Source organism: Streptomyces sp. CLV115 (assembly GCF_038448545.1).
In the GTDB taxonomy this organism is placed as follows: Bacteria; Actinomycetota; Actinomycetes; order Streptomycetales; family Streptomycetaceae; genus Streptomyces; species Streptomyces sanglieri.
This window is the reverse complement of the sequence record NZ_JBCEWQ010000006.1, coordinates 50,417-66,851: the sequence shown is the minus strand read 5'-3', so window position 1 is coordinate 66,851 and position 16,435 is coordinate 50,417. Positions and strand designations below refer to the sequence as shown.

Below are 16,435 nucleotides of genomic sequence, written 5' to 3'. Positions count from 1 at the left end.
GCCCGGGTGTGGGTTGGCGGGCCCCGGTGGGGGCCGGACCGGCCGCGATACGATCGCATCGCCATGGAAACAAATGCCTCCTACAACAGTCTTGTCGCGGTCGGCGACTCGTTCACCGAGGGCATGTCGGACCTGCTGCCCGACGGTTCGTACCGCGGATGGGCCGATGTCCTCGCCGGCCGGCTCGCCACCCGCGCCCCGGGTTTCCGCTACGCGAATCTCGCCGTACGGGGCAAGCTGATCGGCCAGATCGTGGACGAGCAGGTCGATGTGGCCGCCGCCATGCGTGCGGACGTCGTCACACTCGTCGGCGGACTCAATGACACGCTGCGGCCCAAGTGCGACATGGGCATGGTCCGCGGACGGCTCGAAGAGGCCGTGGAGCGTCTCGCGCCCTCGTGCGGAACGCTCGTGCTCATGCGCAGCCCGGGACGCAACGGTCCGGTGATGGAGCGCTTCCGTCCGCGGATGGAGGAGCTGTTCGCCCTGATAGACGACCTGGCCGCCCGGCACGGAGCCCTGGTCGTCGATCTATACGGGACACCCGTGCTGGGCGATCCCCAATTGTGGGACGTCGACCGGCTGCATCTGACGGCCGACGGGCACGCGCGGGTCGCCGAGGCGGTCTGGCAGACGCTGGAGCTGCCGCCGGAGAACGACTGGCGCACACCGTTGCCGGCCGCCGTCCCGCCCAGGTGGGCCAGGCGACGCGTCGACGACCTCCGCTTCGCCCGCGAGCACCTGATGCCCTGGATCGGGCGCCGTCTGACCGGCCGCTCCTCCGGGGACGGCCGGGCGGGTGCCCAGTACAGCGCCGAACTGGGGAGGGCGTTCTGGGTCACCCCGCAGGATTCCCGTGACCCCGGCCCCGTGGCGACCTGGCGCCGGGTCGACTCGGCTCCGCTCTCGTAACGCCCCACGAATCCCGTAACGGCCCACGAACCGGACGGCGGCGCCGGCCCGCACGGACCACCGGCAGAATCCGGACACCGTCGCGGCCCTGCCGGGCGACGGCCGGGGCGCTCACCCGGTTCACCGGGACGGTGCGCCGCGGCCACGACGGCCGGGCCCCGGGCCGCCCCGCAGAGCATGGCCCCAACGCGACATCTCATGGCCTCATGACGGACTGTAGTCGGCATGACCGGTGCGCAGCGTCGTCGGCATGACCTCAGCAACAACCCTTTCGACAAGCACCGACCGCCGCCGACCGGCACTGATGATGCTGTGTCTCGTGCAGTTCATGCTCGTCCTCGACGACACCGTGGTGAATGTCGCGCTCGCCGGCGTCCGGGAAGAGCTCGGCTTCACCACGGCCGGCCCGGCCTGGGTTGTCGATGCGTACTTCCTCGCCTTCGGCGGCCTGCTGTTACTGTCCGGCCGGGCGGCCGACCTGCTGGGCCGCCGCCGTGTCTTCCTCGGCGGTGTGGCGGTGTTCGGCGTCGCGAGCCTCGCCTGCGGGCTTGCCCAGGAGCCGTGGCACCTCGTGGTGGCGCGGTTCGTCCAGGGCGGGGGCGCTGCCATGGCCAGCCCGGCGGCGCTGTCCCTGATCACGCTCATGTACACCGGTGCCGAGGAGCGCGCCAAGGCATTCGGCCTCTGGGGCGCCATCGCCGGTCTGGGCGGCACGATGGGGCTGGTGATCTCCGGTGCGCTGACCGGCTTCGCCTCGTGGCGCTGGATCTTCCTGATCAACCTGCCCGTGGCCGCGATCGCCCTCGTGCTGGTTCCGCGCCTGGTCGCCGAGAGCCGGTCCCCCGGCGGGCACGCCTGGACGTACCCGGAGCGGTCCTGGGCACCTGCGCCGTCCTGTCCCTGACCCTCGGGATGCTCCGGGCCGGGGAGACGGGTCGGGGCGCCACGACCGTCATCGGCCCCCTGCTCCTGGCCGCCGTCCTCGCCGCAGCCTTCCTGGTGGTCAAGGCGCGCACGGCCGATCCGCCGGTGCCGTTGCCGTTCTTGGCCGACCGCACCCGTGCCGTCGCCGGTGGCGCGGGCCTGATGTTCTCCGCCGCCTTCTACGCGATGGCCTTCCTGCTGATGCTCCACATGCAGACCGTGCTCGGATACGGCCCGCTCAAGGCCGGCTCGGCCTACCTGCCCTACGGCGCCGGGATCCTCACGGGCATCTGGCTCGCCTCGCGCGCGGTGGCCGGGTTCGGGGCGGGCCGGACCCTCGTCGCGGGATTCCTGCTCGGCGCGGCCGGCCTGCTGATGCTGTCCGGCACATCACCGAACGACCACTACGTACTCAGCGTGCTCCCCGGTGTGCTCGTCGCGGGCCTGGGCGGCGGCCTGAGTCTGCCCACCCTGACCGTCGCCGCGGTCAGCGGCACCACCGAGGAGAACGCCGGTCTGGGCTCGGCGATCCTCACCTCCGTCCAGCAGGTCGGCGGCGCCGTGGGCATGTCGGTCCTGGTCGCCCCGGCCGCGCGGCGCACCGACGCGATCGCCGTCTCGACCGGCCCGCTGGAGGCCACGACGCAGGGATTCTCCCTCGCACTCGTGGTCGCCGCCGTCTTCCTCGCGCTCGGCGCCCTGGTGATCACCGTACTGCTCGACGGCCGCCGGGAGAACATCTCCGCGTAGCGCGTACCGGGGGGCTCACGCGTACGACGGCCCGTCCGGCCGTCGTACGCGTGAGCCCCCCGGTCGTCCGTCAGCCCCCGGCCGGCCCGCGGCGTCCGGGGGCGAGCACCGCGAAGAGCACGCGCGGCGTCAGCAGGGACGCCGGCCCCTTGGCGAGGGTGGAAGATGTCGACGAAGGCCCGTGCGACATGCGAATCGACGGCCGCGGCGGGCAGCACCCGGTCGGCATGGGCATGGCCCAGGCGCGCCGCGAGCGGCAGGGACGGGCCCACGACGGCGGGATGCCGGAGGTCGTCATTGACGGACCGGGGCCAGGCCCCAGAGGTGTACGAGCAGCCCGACTCCGGCGGGCGTTTCCACCTGGCGTGCGCCGGCGCCGAGCAGCCGGGCGAGGGTGCCGGGAACCAGGAACTCCATGGCACGCACACCCGTGCCCAGGAAGAGGTGGGCGTGCCGCGCCTGCGGTACGCCCTACCGCGTCTGAGGGCCCTGGGGATTTCCGTTCCGTGGTGGACGAGTTCGACCAGCGAGGCCGCGAGCGTGGGGGCCGCCGCAAGCTCGCAGACGTCGAAGATTCCCTGAATACCGGCTCGGACTCGTACGGCTCTCGGTCCATGCCGAAGTGCCGGCTGTCCTGGCTGGAGGAGAGGAAGGCGACGCGCGCGCCGATGGCCCTCCACCACTACGTACAGGACAAGGACGAAGTCCTGCCGCTCGTGCAGGAGCAGGCCCAGCCCTTCCCGCGCCCCGAGCTGCCCTCCGGCTCCCCGCAGGTTCCTACTCGGCACGGCCGAAACACTGCACGGCATGTGCCGGGTCTTCCGGCACTGCACGGTCTGCGGGCTCGTGGTCCCCACCGTGCCGGGACAGCCGCGGCCACGGACCGTTCAGCAGACCGACCGGGCACGCGCGGCCGCCGTGCCGCCCTGGAACGCGCGGCCCCGTCCGCGTCCGGAGCTCCGGACTCCGCCGTGGAGAACTGCGAGAACTCCCACCGCCGGGAGCTGGAGATCATCCTGTCGGGGTTGCCGGCCGGTGTACGGCGCTGATCTGTGAGGGGCCGTCGGCACACTCGTTGCGCACCGGACACACCCATGGCCTCATCGCGCTATGACGTGTCCTGGTAGAGCATCGCGGCCAACTTCGTAAGAACCTAGCCTGAAGGCATGTCTCTCGCTTGCCGCTGTCGGGATCTGAGTCGATGCCATACGACGGCGGTGGCGCCCTCGACGACGGGATGCCCGGCATGATCTCGACACTGCTCACTGCCCGCGGCGCCGACCGCCGGGGGCTCGTTCTGGTCGTGCTCTGTTTCGTCCAGTTCATGCTCATCCTGGACGACAACGTGGTGAGCATCGCGCTCCCCAGCATCCGGGACGATCTCGGTTTCAGCTCCGCGGGTCTGGCATGGGTGGTCAACGCGTACTTCCTCGCGTTCGGCGGGCTCCTGCTGCTGTTCGGCCGCATGGCCGACTTACTGGGCCGGCGGCGGATCTTCCTCATCGGTGTCTCGCTGTTCAGCGGGGCGAGCCTCTTGTGCGGTCTCGCGCAGGAGCCCTGGCAACTGATCATCGGACGGCTCGTCCAGGGCGCGGGGTCCGCGATGGCCGGCCCGGCGGCACTGTCGCTGATCACGCTTCTGTACCCGAGCGACCAGGAGCGGGCCAAGGCGCTGGGTATCTGGGGCGGCATCGCCGGCCTGGGCAGCACGTTCGGTCTGGTGATCTCCGGCGCGCTCACCGGACTCGCCTCGTGGCGCTGGATCTTCTTCATCAACCTTCCGGTGGCCGTCGTGGCCCTCGCGCTGCTCCCCCGCCTGATCGACGAGAGCCGCGCCACCAGGCGCACGCGCCTGGACGTGCCGGGCGCCGTGCTGGGCACCCTCGCCGTGGTCTCACTGGTCTACGGCCTGGTCCAGGCCGGCGATCAGGGCTGGCTCCACGTCACCAGTTACGGACCGCTGATCCTCGCCGTGGCCCTGGCCGCCGCGTTCGTCGTGGTCGAGTCCCGCACCACCGATCCGCTGGTCTCGCTGGGATTCCTGTCCGTCCGGACGCGCGCCGTCGGCAACGCCGCGACCCTGATCTTCTCCGCGGCCCTCTTCGCGATGGCCTTCCTGCTGATGATCCACCTGCAGACGGTCGTCGGCTACGGGCCGCTCAAGGCAGGGTTCGCGTACATGCCGTTCTGTGCGGGACTGCTGGTCGGCATGTGGGGCGCCTCCCGCATGGTGATCAAGTTCGGGTTCCGTCCGAGCCTGATGGTGTCGTTCCCGATCACCGCCGCCGGGTTCGTGATGATGTCCGGCATCGAGGTGAGCGACAGCTACGTCACCGGCATCCTGCCGGGCATGCTCCTGACCAGCCTCGGCTGCGGCCTGAGCCTGCCGGTACTGGGCATGGCGGCGGTGTCCGGGACGACCGAGGAGAACGCGGGACTCGGCTCCGCGCTCTTCAGCTCCGTCCAGCAGATCGGTGGCGCCTGCGGTGTGGCGGTGCTCGTCATGCTGGCCACCCGCCGCACGGCTGCCGTCTCGGATTCCAAGAACTCCGTGCAGGCCGCCACGGAGGGCTACTCGTTCGGCATGCTCATCGCCGCCGGCTTCGTCGTGGTCTGCGGGATCATCGTCGCCACGCTGCTCGGCAAGGCCCCGGTCGGGGGCGAACAGCCTCGGCCCGTGGAGCGTGAGACCGCGCGGCAGTAGAGAAGTACCGCCCTCTTGAGCCTCTGGGGAGGTGTAGGGCGTCGAACGTGTCCGGCCCGGTCGGGGAATGCGGCCCGGTCGACGCATGTCACGCCGCACGAAGCGGCGGGCTGGTGCCTCCTGGCAGAGGACCCGGCCCGCCGCCGCAGCAGCGCCCGAGCGTCGTGGATCAGGCGTCCTCCATGGCTGACCGGGCTCGTCGGCCACAGGGAGGGCGCTTGCATCGCGCAGCCGCACGCACAGGAGCACCCTGTCGGCGGCACAGTCGTCCTGGCGCCCCATGCGTTCATCGAGCCGGAGCCCCTGGCGGGGATCAGGAAGGCCCGTGCGTCCTTTGAGGCCGGGGAGCTGTCCCGGCGGCTCGCACGGTTCCACGACGCCCCGGCACCGTCTTCTGCCGGTGGTCGCATGTGTGGCTCTCCCCGGAGCTCCACGGCTGGACCGCCGAGGACGGGCTGCCGGCCAACACAGGCCCGCCGCTCATGAATCCGTCTCCCGCACGCATTTCTCGTCCGACGATCCGGCGCCGCCGGCGGAGCTGGAATTCAATGACTGCGTCGTGCACGAGCGGGTAGCTCAGCGACTTGTCGACGAATCGCACCGCGAGTGCGAGCGCGGCGAACCCGACGATCCACTACACCTTTGACTCGTCGGGTTCGTCCTCCAGCAGGGCGACAGCGAGCGGGTAGATCACGACGAACGCTCCCAAGGAGGCGACTCCCGCGAGCGCCTGCAACGCCACTCAGCGCGCAATGCGGCACCGCACGGGGCGCAGCAGGGCCCGCAGCGCTGCGCCTACTCCTCCGTCCTGACCGACGCCCAGCGCAGGGGCCCGGTACCTGCTGTTGCCGTATTGGAATGCCCACCCGAGTTCCGCCTTCCGGCAGCCAATTGGCAACGATCGCCGCACGGCTCCGGCATGTTGTACCGGTCTCAGCGGCGCTACAGATGGGAATCGATCGCGCGATCGGAAATGCCGAGGTGTATCGCTGTCCCATTGTCATGGTGGCCTTTGACAATGAGAGAACCTCAACTTGCCGCGCACCGAGGTGCATTTCCTCTCCGGGACGAGCGCAAGTGGATCCATTGCAACAACATTGACCGAACGCAACTGCGCCTCGTAACAGGTCAAGCACTCATATGGCTCTTGCCCATCAGGCCTCGGCCGGGCGGAATTCCATTGCTCCGGCGGCCCTCGCTGCCCGCCGCGTCACTCGCCCTCGTCCCCGTCATCACCCTCGGCGTCATCGCTCCCGGCCGAGCCGGCGGGGGTGAGATCGCCCTTGAGGTATCGCCTCGGGGAGGTGCCGAGGGTCCTTCGGAACGCCGCGAGGAACGCGCTCGCCGTCGTGTACCCCACGGCGTGCGCCACGTGCGACACCGGACGGCCCTCGGCAAGCAGGGGCAGCGCGGCCCGCAGCCTCAGATGGGTACGCCAGCGCTCGAAGTTCATGCCGGTGTTCTGGACGAAGAGCCGCGTCATGGTCCGGCGGCTCACGCCGACGGCCCGCGCGTGCACCTCCAGGCTGCGTCCGTCCGCAGGATCCCGGAGCAACGCGTTGGCCACGGCGCGCACGCGGTCGTCGCTGGGGTGCGGCACCTCCAGCGGAGTGACCGGCAAAGGGCGCAGAAGGTCCAGCACGACCCCCTCGGCCCGCTGCCGCGCGGCGTCCGCAAGATCATCCCGGCCCAGGTACTCGATCAGGTGAGCGAGGAGCCCGTCGACCCCGACCGGCGTGGGCTCGGTCCAGTCGACACCGCACCGGTCCGGGTCGAGGTAGAGGCTGCCCAGCACGGCGTCGCGGGTCGCGCCGGTCCGGTGCACGACTCCGGCCGGCACCCACAGCGCCCGGTTGGGCGGCAGTACCCAGTAGTCGTCCGCGACGCCGATCCCCAGCACGCCGCTGCGGGTCCAGGCCAGCTGATGGTGGGTGTGGCTGTGCGCGGGGAGCCACTGTCCCGGCGCAAGGGGGAAGTGGGCGACGAGGATCGCCGCACCGGAGGCCGGGGCGGTGTCGCCCGGGTCCTCCGCGGCCGCATCGGGGGTGGGCCCCGCAGCGGTGTTCCCGGCAGCGGTCACGAAAGCCTCACCCACGTCTGCAAGCATCTTCCCGGAACCCGGAACCCGGAGCCCGGCACACCGCGACGCCGGTCGCGGGGCCGCGGCATCGCCGTGCGCACGGGTCCTTACCCTATCGCGCCCGCCCGCGGCGGCCGGTACTACGCGATACGGGCCACCGCAAGCCGGTCAGGGGATCAGAAGCAGCTTTCCGGTGGTGCGTCGGGCGGCGAGGTCGGTGCGCGCCCCGGCCGCCTCGGCCAGCGGACGGCGCACGCCGATACGGCTGTCGAGCACGGCGCGTTCGGCGCGGAGCACCACCTTGCCCGCGCAGCCCCCTGGGTCATCCACCCATGCGACGCGCTGCCCACGGCGTGCCCGATGACGCCCTCGCCCGAGCACTTCGACCGTTCCCGCGCCCTCCAGGCCGAGCACGACCGGTGGCACTTCGGCAAAGACGCCTGTGCGTTGGCAGGTGTCCTTGACGTTCACGCCCGCCGCTTCCACTGTCACACGCATCTCACCGGGATCCGGCTCGCGCACCTCGACCTCGACGATTTCGAGAACCTCGGGACCGCAGCACTCGCCCGCCACTATTGCTAGTCCCGCATCAAGCAACGTTCGCTCTGTGGTGATGTATCGCTGGAGTGCTGCACCATGTCGTATCGGGCGGCCAGAATGATCACGTGGCGGAACGCGTGCAGGTCCGGGAGCTGGATGACGATGAGGGCAGGCGGTTACTGCGGATCATCCGCAGGGGTACCGGCTCGGTAGTGACCGGCGACGGGCGCAGATGGTGCTGTTATCCGCGCAGGGCATGTCCGTGAGGAAGATCGCCGAGGTGACGTTCACCTGCCCTGACCGGGTCCGGGACGTGATCCACACCTTCAACGCCGACGGCTTCGAGGCGCTCTACCCCAAGTACAAAGGCGGCCGGCCGAGAACCTTCACCCTCCCGGAACGCCGGGAGATCAAGAAGATCGCCAAGTCCAGGCCGGCCGAGCACGGGCTGCCGTTCTCGACCTGGAGCCTGGCCAAGCTGGCCGACTTCCTGGTCGCCGAGGGGGTGGTCGACGACATCAGCCACGAGGGCCTTCGCATCCTGCTCCGCGAGGAAGGCGTCTTCTTTCAACGCGTGAAAACCTGGAAGGCCTCACGAGACCCGGACTATGCGGCCAAGAAGGCCCGGGTCGAACACCTCTACGCGATCGCCGACGGCGAGGTCATACCGAGGAAGGCGAACCCGAAGTCATCTTCTGCATGGACGAGTTCGGACCGCTCAACCTACAGCCCCACCCCGGCCGGCACTGGGCCGAACGAAGCGGCAGGAACAAGGACCCAGACCGCGAGCCCAGGCCCCGACGCCGGGCGACCTACACACGCCCGCACGGGGTCCGTCACCTCTTCGCCGCCTACGACCTGACCAAAGACCAACTCTACGGGCACATCAAAAAGACCAAGAGCAGGTCGAAGTTCCTGGAGTTCTGCCGCTACCTGCGCTCGCTGCACCCGACGGACATACGCATTGCGATCGTCTGCGACAACTACTCACCGCACCTGACGACGAGACGCTGCCAGCGGGTCACAACGTGGGCGGCAGCCAACAACGTTGAGATCGCCTACACACCGACCAACAGCTACTGGCTCAACCGGATCGAGGCCCAGTTCACCGCCCTGCGCTACTTCGCTCTCGACGGCACCGACCACTCCAGCCACACGGAACAGGGAAGCATGATCCGCCGCTACATCGTCTGGCGGAACAAGCACGCCGCCGACGAACGCCTCCGCGAGGTCGTGAACAGGGCGAACGTCGCTTGATGCGGCAGTAGGTACATCTCGGACGGGACGTGGGCAGTCGCCACTACGGCACGTTCCACCCGAGCACGACGGGCAGCCCGTGCTCGTAACCCAGCGTGTTGATCGTCCCCGGATGCGGGTGCCCGAACTGTCGTGCGCCCGACGCGTCGAGCCTGAGCCAGCGCGCGGTGAGGATGCGTGACAGATGGCCGTGCGCAACGACGGCCACGTCACCCTTGGCCAGCAGCGGCCGGACCCGGCCAAGGAAGGCGTCGACCCGCACGGTCACGTGCCCGAGGTCCTCGCCTGCGTCCACGCCGTCACGCCACAGCTCCCAGCCGGGCTTGAGCTCCTGGATCTGCTCGGCAGTCAGCCCCTCGTAGCGGCCGTAGTTCCACTCGATCAGGTCGGCGTCGGTTTCCGCACCGCTCAGCCCCGCCAGCTCGGCCGTCCGCACGGCGCGAGTCAGCGGGCTGCTGTAGACGGCGACGAACTCCCGTCCGGCCAGTCGAGGCGCGAGCGCACGCGCCGCGGCCTCCCCCGCCTCGGTCAGCGGCAGGTCGGTGCGGCCAGCGTGCTGGCCGGTCCGACTCCACGCGGTCTCGCCGTGCCTGATCAATATCAACTCGCCCATGGCCGAGGAACATATCTCACACCGCACACAGGGCAAACGTTGCCTGACGCGGCGCTAGCGTCGCCATTTCTCCTCCGACCTTGAGGATGCAATGAGCGCGGCATTGATCGTCGCTGCCAGCGCAATTCAACCGACTGCACCGACTACGTCGTATATCGAATTACGGCATTCGTCCAGGACCTTCGAACGCGGACCGGATTCGGACCCGCCTCCAGCAGCCCACCATTCCGACTGCCCGGCGATCCGGACAGTGACCTCGTCCGTGGGGGTCGACCCCGGACCGACCGGCCGACCAGGGCCCCGAGGCGGCCGGCCAGTGGGGCACCCGGTGGCGCAGTCGCCGGCCGAGCGCCCTCATGGCGAACGAGGTGCGGCGCACCCAGAACAGCCTTCACGCATCCGCGCCACTTGGTCCGTGTCGAGGTGTCGAGGCGTTCCCGTGCCGCGGTCCACCCATCGACCGCACGACACGCTTCGTCGCCGCATCGTCGCTCCATGTGCTCGAAGCGGAGAGGTGGAGAGGCGGAGAGACGGAGAGGCCTCGCAGGACGGTGCCCATGCCGGAATATCCGGGACCGGCGAATACGTCGCTCACGGCCACGGGCGAGTGAAAGCGGCGACCGGTGACGTGCGAGATCCGCGACTGCGCGGAGTGATCGACGGGCACCGCGACCGGCGGGGCACCCGTGACGGTGACCGGCGCGCTCCGCGGCCTGCCCACTTCGGTTCCCAGGCGGCTTCCCCGCCTCGGTTCCCACGGGATTGCGCGGGTTCGGCTCCCTTGACCGGAGGCCGCCTCTGACCTGGAGCTTCCGGACTCGGCGGCCGCTCACGAACCGCTCAAAACGACAGGTAAACTCTGGACGCGTGACTGCTGTGTCTGCGAAGCCTCGTATCCCCAATGTCCTGGCTGGCCGCTATGCCTCCACGGAGCTGGCCGTCCTCTGGTCCCCCGAGCAGAAGGTGAAGCTGGAACGCCGGCTGTGGCTGGCGGTGCTGCGCGCTCAGAAGGACCTCGGGATCGAGGTGCCGGACGCCGCGCTCGCCGATTACGAACGTGTCGTCGACCAGGTGGACCTGGCTTCGATCGCGGAGCGCGAGAAGGTCACCCGGCACGACGTCAAGGCCCGGATCGAAGAGTTCAACGCCCTCGCCGGCCACGAGCAGGTCCACAAGGGCATGACGTCCCGGGACCTCACCGAGAACGTCGAGCAGCTGCAGATCCGGCTCTCCCTGGAGCTGATGCGCGACCGCACGGTGGCGGTCCTGGCCAGGCTCGGCAAGCTGGCGGGCGAGTACCGCGAGCTGGTCATGGCCGGTCGCTCCCACAACGTCGCAGCGCAGGCGACCACGCTCGGCAAGCGGTTCGCGACCGCGGCCGACGAGCTCCTGGTGGCGTACGGCCGGCTCGAAGACCTGCTCGGCCGCTACCCGCTGCGGGGCATCAAGGGCCCCGTCGGCACGGCACAGGACATGCTCGACCTGCTGGACGGCGACGCCGGGAAGCTCGCCGACCTCGAACGGCGCATCGCCGCGCACCTGGGCTTCGCCCAGGCCTTCACCTCGGTCGGCCAGGTCTACCCCCGCTCGCTCGACTACGACGTAGTGACCGCGCTGGTCCAGCTCGCCGCGGCTCCGTCCTCGGTCGCCAAGACGATCCGTCTGATGGCCGGGCACGAGCTGGTGACCGAGGGCTTCAAGCCGGGTCAGGTCGGCTCGTCCGCGATGCCGCACAAGATGAACACCCGGTCCTGCGAGCGCGTCAACGGGCTGATGGTGATCCTGCGTGGCTACGCGTCGATGACCGGCGAGCTGGCGGGCGACCAGTGGAACGAGGGCGATGTGTCCTGCTCCGTGGTCCGCCGGGTGGCGCTCCCGGACGCCTTCTTCGCGTTCGACGGTCTGCTGGAGACCTTCCTGACGGTCCTCGACGAATTCGGGGCGTTCCCGGCCGTCGTCGCCCGTGAGCTGGATCGCTACCTCCCGTTCCTAGCTACGACCAAGGTTCTGATGGGCGCGGTGCGCGCGGGTGTCGGCCGTGAGGTCGCCCACGAGGCGATCAAGGAGAACGCCGTCGCCTCAGCCCTGGCCATGCGCGAGCAGGGCGCCGAGCGCAATGAGCTGCTCGACAAGCTGGCCGCCGACGACCGCATCCCGCTGGACCGCGCGCAGCTCGATGCGCTGATGGCCGACAAGCTCTCCTTCACCGGTGCCGCGAGCGACCAGGTCACGGCGCTGATCTCCCGTATCGAGGAGATCGCCAAGCAGCACCCCGAGGCCGCCGCGTACACACCGGGCTCCATCCTCTGACGGCCACGACCTCAGCCGGATGACACCCGAAGAGCTCCGGACCGCCTGCGACCGCACCGTTCCCGATGTGGTCGCAGGCGGTCTGCGTGTGCTGTTCTGCGGAATCAACCCGAGCCTGATGACCGGGGCGACGGGCCACCACTTCGCCCATCCCGGCAACCGGTTCTGGCCGGTGCTCCACCGGTCGGGCTTCACGCCCCGGCAGTTGAAGCCGGCCGAACAGGCCGAACTACTGCGATATGGCCTCGGCATCACCAATGTGGTTGCCAGAGCCACCGCCCGGGCGGACGAGCTGTCCACCGAGGAGTTCCGCGAGGGCGGACGGATCCTGACCGCCAAGGTCGAGCTGCTACGACCGCAGTGGCTGGCCGTCGTGGGGATCACGGCGTACCGCACGGCCTTCGGCAGACGCACCGCCCGGATCGGCCCGCAGGACCACACGATCGGCGACGCCCGCGTCTGGGCCCTGCCCAACCCCAGCGGCCTCAATGCCCACTGGACCGCCCGGACCATGGCCGAGGAGTACGGCCGCCTTCTGGCCTGCGTCGACCACGACACCGGCAACCCCGACGAGCCGGCTCCCCCCGCTGTCTCCGCTGTCCCCACGGAAGACCGCTGAGGCTCCTGCGCCGCCCCGAGCGCTCCGCGTCCCCGGCCGCGCGGGCCCGCTTGCGGCCATGAACCAGGCACCGATCCGACAGACACGACCCGACCGCCACCACACACGGACCTCGGCCCACCCGCCCATCCGCCCGACCGCCCGACCGCCCGACCGCCCGACCGACCGACAACAGCCTGCTCATGTCACGGCGGGTCGATCTCCGTCACCACGACATTCAGCTCGCACCCCGGTCCTTCCTCCTCCAGGTACAGCCCGATGCCGATCCATCGGTCCTCGACCTTCCAGAGCTGGAGGAACTCGCAGCCCGCGACCGTATCGGCCCATGCCTCCGGTATCTCCTCGCCAACGATCATCCGCTCCTGCGCGCTCCACAGGCTGATCGACTGCGGCTCCCCCCAGCGACCGGCGAGCAGCGTCAGCAGGGCATCGTGCTCTGCCAGGCACTGGGCCCGGTGTTCAAGTCGCCGCGCCTCGTCGTCGTCCCAGTGATCGACTTCCGCGTGCAGGGACGCCGTGTGGTAGCCGGGCCCGCTGACTCCCGAGCCTGACCGGGTGCGTTCCGTGGGAAAGCCGGAGGTGCGCATCGCATCGATGAGGCGGAGGTGATGTGCGGTGGTCATGCCGCCAGTAAACCGCGCAGCACTGACAAGCCGCTCCTCGCCATGGCCTTTGAGGTACTTTCAGCCACCCGCGCCCGTATTGGATTCGTGGCAGCCGGGCAGTTGGCAGCCGAACAGCCGGCTACGCGTCCCTTCGCCGGATCGCCCACCAGCCTGCCAGGAGCGCGGCGGCCGCCCAGGCCGCCGTCACCGCGAGCCCGCCCCAGGGTCCGAGACTTCCCTCGGGGTTCTGGTGGAGCACCAACTGTCCTGCCCGGTCCGGCAGATATTGCGCGGCACCGCCTGCGACGTCGCCGACCACGAAGGAGACTATGAGGACGAACGGGATGAGGAGGCTGAGCACGGCTACGGCGCTGCGCAGCACCACAGTCAGTCCGGCCGCGAACAGGGCCATCAGCGCCAGATAGATCCCTCCCCCGAAGGCCGCCCGCAGAGCGCCCGGCTCCCCCAGACCGATCGCGTACTTGCCCATGAACAGTTGTCCCACGAGGAAGGCTCCGAAGCTGGTGACGAGGCCGACAGCCAGCGCCAGGACCCCGACGACAGTGATCTTGGCAGCGTAGAAGACGTTGCGGCGCGGAACAGCGGCGAGCGATATACGCAGGGCTCCGTTGAGGTACTCGGAGGAGAGCGCGGTCGCACCGAAACTGATGGCGGCGATCTGGCCGAAGTTCAGTGCGTAGAAGGCGTCGAAGACCGGCTCGGCATCGACGTTGTCCGCCTCGGCCTGGCCGACGATCGAGAAGGCGAGCACGGTGATGGCCAGGGTCACGAGGAGGACGGCTATCAGTGATCCCAGTACGGACCGGACCGATCTGATCTTGATCCACTCGGAGTGCAGCACAGCTGTGGTCGGCATGGTCAGGGCTCCTGACGGTTGGCGGACGAGGTCGAGGCCGATGCGAATTCCGCGGCGCCGGCGGTGAGGTCGAGGTAGGCCTGCTCCAACGTGGCCTGCTCGTCGGTGAGTTCGAGGATGGGAATGCCTTCCGTTGCGGCTATCGCGCCGATCTGCCCGGCCTTCACGCCGTCGATGGTCCAGGAGCCGTCGTCGCCCTGCGAAGGCTCGTGCCCCTTGCGGATCAGGACGTCACGCAGCCGCGTGGACTCGGTCGTACGCACCCGCACCCGGGGCTTGCTGCGGGAGTCCAGGAACTCCTGCATCGGCAGGTCGGCGAGGAGCCGTCCCCGGCCGAGAATCACGAGGTGATCGGCGAACGACGAGGTCTCGTTCATCAGATGGCTGGAGACCAGGACCGTTCGGCCCTCACGGGCAAGCCGCTTCATCAGTTCCCGGATCCAGATGATGCCTTCGGGATCGAGGCCGTTCGACGGCTCGTCCAGCATCACGACCTCCGGGTCGCCCAGCAGCGCGGCCGCTATGCCCAGTCGCTGTCGCATGCCGAGGGAGAAGGTCTTGATCCGGGCTCCGCCGACCGCACCGAGTCCGGCCTCCTCCAGAACCTCGTCGACCCTGCGCACACCGAGCCGATTGCTGACCGCCAGGGCCAACAGGTGGTTCCGCGCGGTGCGGGAGCCGTGGGCGGCCTGGGCGTCCAGCAGGGCGCCCACCCGACGCAGCGGATCGTCGAGGGCTGCGTAGAGCCGTCCGCCGATCGTGGCCGTGCCACCGGTGGGCCGGTCCAGGCCGAGAACGAGTCTCATCGTGGTGGACTTGCCTGCGCCGTTGGGGCCGAGAAAGCCGGTGACGCGCCCCGGTCGCACACTGAACGTGAGATTGTCCACGGCACGGGTCGTTCCGAATTCCTTGGTGACTTCCTGAACGTCGATGCTGGTCATGTCCTCAGCCTGGCGGCCGCTCCCGGGTCGTCGCCTCCCCCGCCGGTGGGGAACGTCTCCCTCTTCCGGGGGAGCCGCCGCACAGGTGCGGGCTGACACGATGGCCTCATGTTCCGCCTCCTGCGCCCGCTCGCCGCCTCTGTCACCTACACCCGGTGGCTGCATCTCCTCATCCCGGGTGCGGGCTACAGCTTGTGGATGTTCATATCGCCGGACTCCCCTTGGGTACCCGTGCTCTTCGCCGTTCCGGTCGGACTGTTGCCCGGCATACGGCTGGCCGAGGGGGTGCAGGCACAGCTTCTGCTCTCTCCGGAACAGCGAGGCAGAGCCGATGCCAGCATCTCCGCGGTCGCTGCGGCCACTTGGTCCGATCGCTGGAGAACCGTGCTGTGGCTGGAGACTCGGATATTGCTCGCCGTTCCCGTGTGGTTCGCGACGGTGTGGCTGCCTGCCACCTCGGTGGATCTCGTTCTCACCGCCACCGGAAACGGGCCGAGCGACCAATGGCTGGTCCGGGGAGTGGAGCCGCACTGGTGGTACGCCTTGCTCACTCCCCTGCCCCTCCTGGCCATGCTCGCCGTCGTCGTGTTGAGTGGCCGGCTCGTCACCGAGGCCGCCGAGCGGCTTCTCGGCCCCTCGCCGGTGCAGCGGCTGACCGCTCTGGAGGAACGCACCGAGCAACTGCTGGAGCGCAACCGCATCGCACGCGAGCTGCACGACTCGATCGGGCACGCGTTGACGGTCGCGGTCGTGCAGGCCGGTGCGGCCCGTGCGGCGCAGGACCCTGACTTCACCGAACGGGCTCTGGCCGCGATCGAGGAGACGGGCCGGGACGCGCTCGACGACCTGGAGCGGGTTCTGCGGGTGCTGCGCGAATCGGGGACGCCGGTGGGGCAGCGGCCGACGCTGGCGGAGGCGGACCGGCTCCTGGACTCCGCGCGCGGTTCGGGCGCGGAGATCGACGCGGACGTGTCCGGTCCGCTGGAGCAGGTTCCGGGAGCGGTCTCCCGCGAGGGGTACCGCATCCTTCAGGAGTCCCTCACCAATGTGCTGCGTCATTCGGGCAAGGTCCCCGTCCGTGTACGGATTGCCGTCGCCGGCGGCCGGCTGGAGTTGGAGGTGATCAATCCGCTCAGTGACCCGGCAGCAAATCCGGGTGGCGGTAGCGGGCTGCGGGGCATTCGGGAGCGGGCGGCGCTGCTTGGCGGGAGGGCCGAGACCGGTCCGCACAAGGGGGAATGGCGCGTTCGCGCGAGGCTCCCGTTGGACGGCATGAGGGCTGCCCCGTAGTCCTCGGTGGATC

General features: G+C 69.7%; 13 protein-coding genes and 2 pseudogenes. 8 read left to right on the top strand and 7 right to left on the bottom strand.

From position 1 onward, the window contains the following. Window positions 1-63: 63 nt before the first annotated feature. Both AADR41_RS03820 and AADR41_RS03815 read left to right on the top strand, forming a co-directional pair. Window positions 64-912, top strand: a complete 849-nt coding sequence (locus AADR41_RS03820; RefSeq protein ID WP_342279932.1) for an SGNH/GDSL hydrolase family protein — start codon at window positions 64-66, stop codon at window positions 910-912. A gap of 250 nt (window positions 913-1,162) precedes the next feature. Next, window positions 1,163-2,586: pseudogene (locus AADR41_RS03815) on the top strand (MFS transporter). A gap of 294 nt (window positions 2,587-2,880) precedes the next feature. On the opposite strand, the gene AADR41_RS03810 reads toward AADR41_RS03815, so the two are convergent. Continuing rightward, window positions 2,881-3,003 (bottom strand): hypothetical protein, encoded by a 123-nt coding sequence (locus AADR41_RS03810; protein WP_342279931.1) that lies wholly within the window; start codon window positions 3,001-3,003, stop codon window positions 2,881-2,883. Window positions 3,004-3,200: 197 nt separating this feature from the next. Here AADR41_RS03810 and AADR41_RS03805 point away from each other — a divergent pair, with 197 nt between their 5' ends. After that, a complete protein-coding gene (locus tag AADR41_RS03805; protein ID WP_342279930.1) occupies window positions 3,201-3,635 on the top strand; it encodes a hypothetical protein in 435 nt (144 codons plus the stop codon). 197 nt (window positions 3,636-3,832) lie between these two features. Beyond that, window positions 3,833-5,290 carry an MFS transporter gene (locus AADR41_RS03800; protein ID WP_342279989.1) on the top strand — a complete coding sequence of 486 codons (1,458 nt, stop codon included), beginning with the start codon at window positions 3,833-3,835 and terminating at the stop codon, window positions 5,288-5,290. A gap of 1,210 nt (window positions 5,291-6,500) precedes the next feature. On the opposite strand, the gene AADR41_RS03795 is transcribed toward AADR41_RS03800, so the two are convergent. Together AADR41_RS03795 and AADR41_RS03790 are read right to left on the bottom strand one after the other, a co-directional pair. Next, the gene (locus AADR41_RS03795; protein WP_342279988.1) at window positions 6,501-7,280 is read right to left on the bottom strand and encodes an AraC family transcriptional regulator; all 780 of its coding nucleotides are present in this window, start codon (window positions 7,278-7,280) and stop codon (window positions 6,501-6,503) included. A gap of 258 nt (window positions 7,281-7,538) precedes the next feature. Then, window positions 7,539-7,943, bottom strand: a complete 405-nt coding sequence (locus AADR41_RS03790; protein WP_342279929.1) for an alcohol dehydrogenase catalytic domain-containing protein — start codon at window positions 7,941-7,943, stop codon at window positions 7,539-7,541. A 92-nt stretch (window positions 7,944-8,035) separates the two neighbouring features. Here AADR41_RS03790 and AADR41_RS03785 point away from each other — a divergent pair. Beyond that, window positions 8,036-9,167: pseudogene (locus AADR41_RS03785) on the top strand (IS630 family transposase). Window positions 9,168-9,210: 43 nt separating this feature from the next. Here AADR41_RS03785 and AADR41_RS03780 read toward each other — a convergent pair. Next, entirely contained in the window at window positions 9,211-9,780 is a 570-nt protein-coding gene (locus AADR41_RS03780; RefSeq protein ID WP_342279928.1) for a histidine phosphatase family protein, read from the bottom strand. An 867-nt stretch (window positions 9,781-10,647) separates the two neighbouring features. Between AADR41_RS03780 and purB the strand changes: the two genes are divergently transcribed. Further along, window positions 10,648-12,090: an adenylosuccinate lyase gene (gene purB, locus AADR41_RS03775; RefSeq protein ID WP_342279927.1), complete on the top strand. Its 1,443-nt coding sequence runs from the start codon at window positions 10,648-10,650 to the stop codon at window positions 12,088-12,090. Between the two features lie 19 nt (window positions 12,091-12,109). Then, window positions 12,110-12,709: a G/U mismatch-specific DNA glycosylase gene (gene mug, locus AADR41_RS03770; RefSeq protein WP_342279926.1), complete on the top strand. Its 600-nt coding sequence runs from the start codon at window positions 12,110-12,112 to the stop codon at window positions 12,707-12,709. Between the two features lie 185 nt (window positions 12,710-12,894). Here mug and AADR41_RS03765 read toward each other — a convergent pair whose 3' ends face one another. The 3 genes from AADR41_RS03765 to AADR41_RS03755 form a co-directional block, all read right to left on the bottom strand. Continuing rightward, window positions 12,895-13,332, bottom strand: a complete 438-nt coding sequence (locus AADR41_RS03765; RefSeq protein ID WP_342279925.1) for a hypothetical protein — start codon at window positions 13,330-13,332, stop codon at window positions 12,895-12,897. 121 nt (window positions 13,333-13,453) lie between these two features. Next, window positions 13,454-14,191 (bottom strand): ABC transporter permease, encoded by a 738-nt coding sequence (locus AADR41_RS03760; RefSeq protein WP_342279924.1) that lies wholly within the window; start codon window positions 14,189-14,191, stop codon window positions 13,454-13,456. 2 nt (window positions 14,192-14,193) lie between these two features. Continuing rightward, a complete protein-coding gene (locus tag AADR41_RS03755) occupies window positions 14,194-15,132 on the bottom strand; it encodes an ABC transporter ATP-binding protein (RefSeq protein ID WP_342279923.1) in 939 nt (312 codons plus the stop codon). Between the two features lie 108 nt (window positions 15,133-15,240). Between AADR41_RS03755 and AADR41_RS03750 the strand changes: the two genes are divergently transcribed. Further along, on the top strand, window positions 15,241-16,422 hold the full coding sequence (locus AADR41_RS03750; RefSeq protein ID WP_342279922.1) for a sensor histidine kinase: 1,182 nt from the start codon (window positions 15,241-15,243) through the stop codon (window positions 16,420-16,422). Window positions 16,423-16,435: the final 13 nt, after the last annotated feature.

Coding starts and splice junctions, on each gene's coding strand:
- AADR41_RS03820 (WP_342279932.1), top strand. CDS start 64: ATGGAAACAAATGCCTCCTACAACAGTCTTGTCGCGGTCGGCGACTCG.
- AADR41_RS03750 (WP_342279922.1), top strand. CDS start 15,241: ATGTTCCGCCTCCTGCGCCCGCTCGCCGCCTCTGTCACCTACACCCGG.
- AADR41_RS03800 (WP_342279989.1), top strand. CDS start 3,833: ATGATCTCGACACTGCTCACTGCCCGCGGCGCCGACCGCCGGGGGCTC.
- AADR41_RS03755 (WP_342279923.1), bottom strand. CDS start 15,132: ATGACCAGCATCGACGTTCAGGAAGTCACCAAGGAATTCGGAACGACC.
- AADR41_RS03810 (WP_342279931.1), bottom strand. CDS start 3,003: ATGGAGTTCCTGGTTCCCGGCACCCTCGCCCGGCTGCTCGGCGCCGGC.
- AADR41_RS03805 (WP_342279930.1), top strand. CDS start 3,201: ATGCCGAAGTGCCGGCTGTCCTGGCTGGAGGAGAGGAAGGCGACGCGC.
- AADR41_RS03760 (WP_342279924.1), bottom strand. CDS start 14,191: ATGCCGACCACAGCTGTGCTGCACTCCGAGTGGATCAAGATCAGATCG.
- AADR41_RS03780 (WP_342279928.1), bottom strand. CDS start 9,780: ATGGGCGAGTTGATATTGATCAGGCACGGCGAGACCGCGTGGAGTCGG.
- mug (WP_342279926.1), top strand. CDS start 12,110: ATGACACCCGAAGAGCTCCGGACCGCCTGCGACCGCACCGTTCCCGAT.
- AADR41_RS03765 (WP_342279925.1), bottom strand. CDS start 13,332: ATGACCACCGCACATCACCTCCGCCTCATCGATGCGATGCGCACCTCC.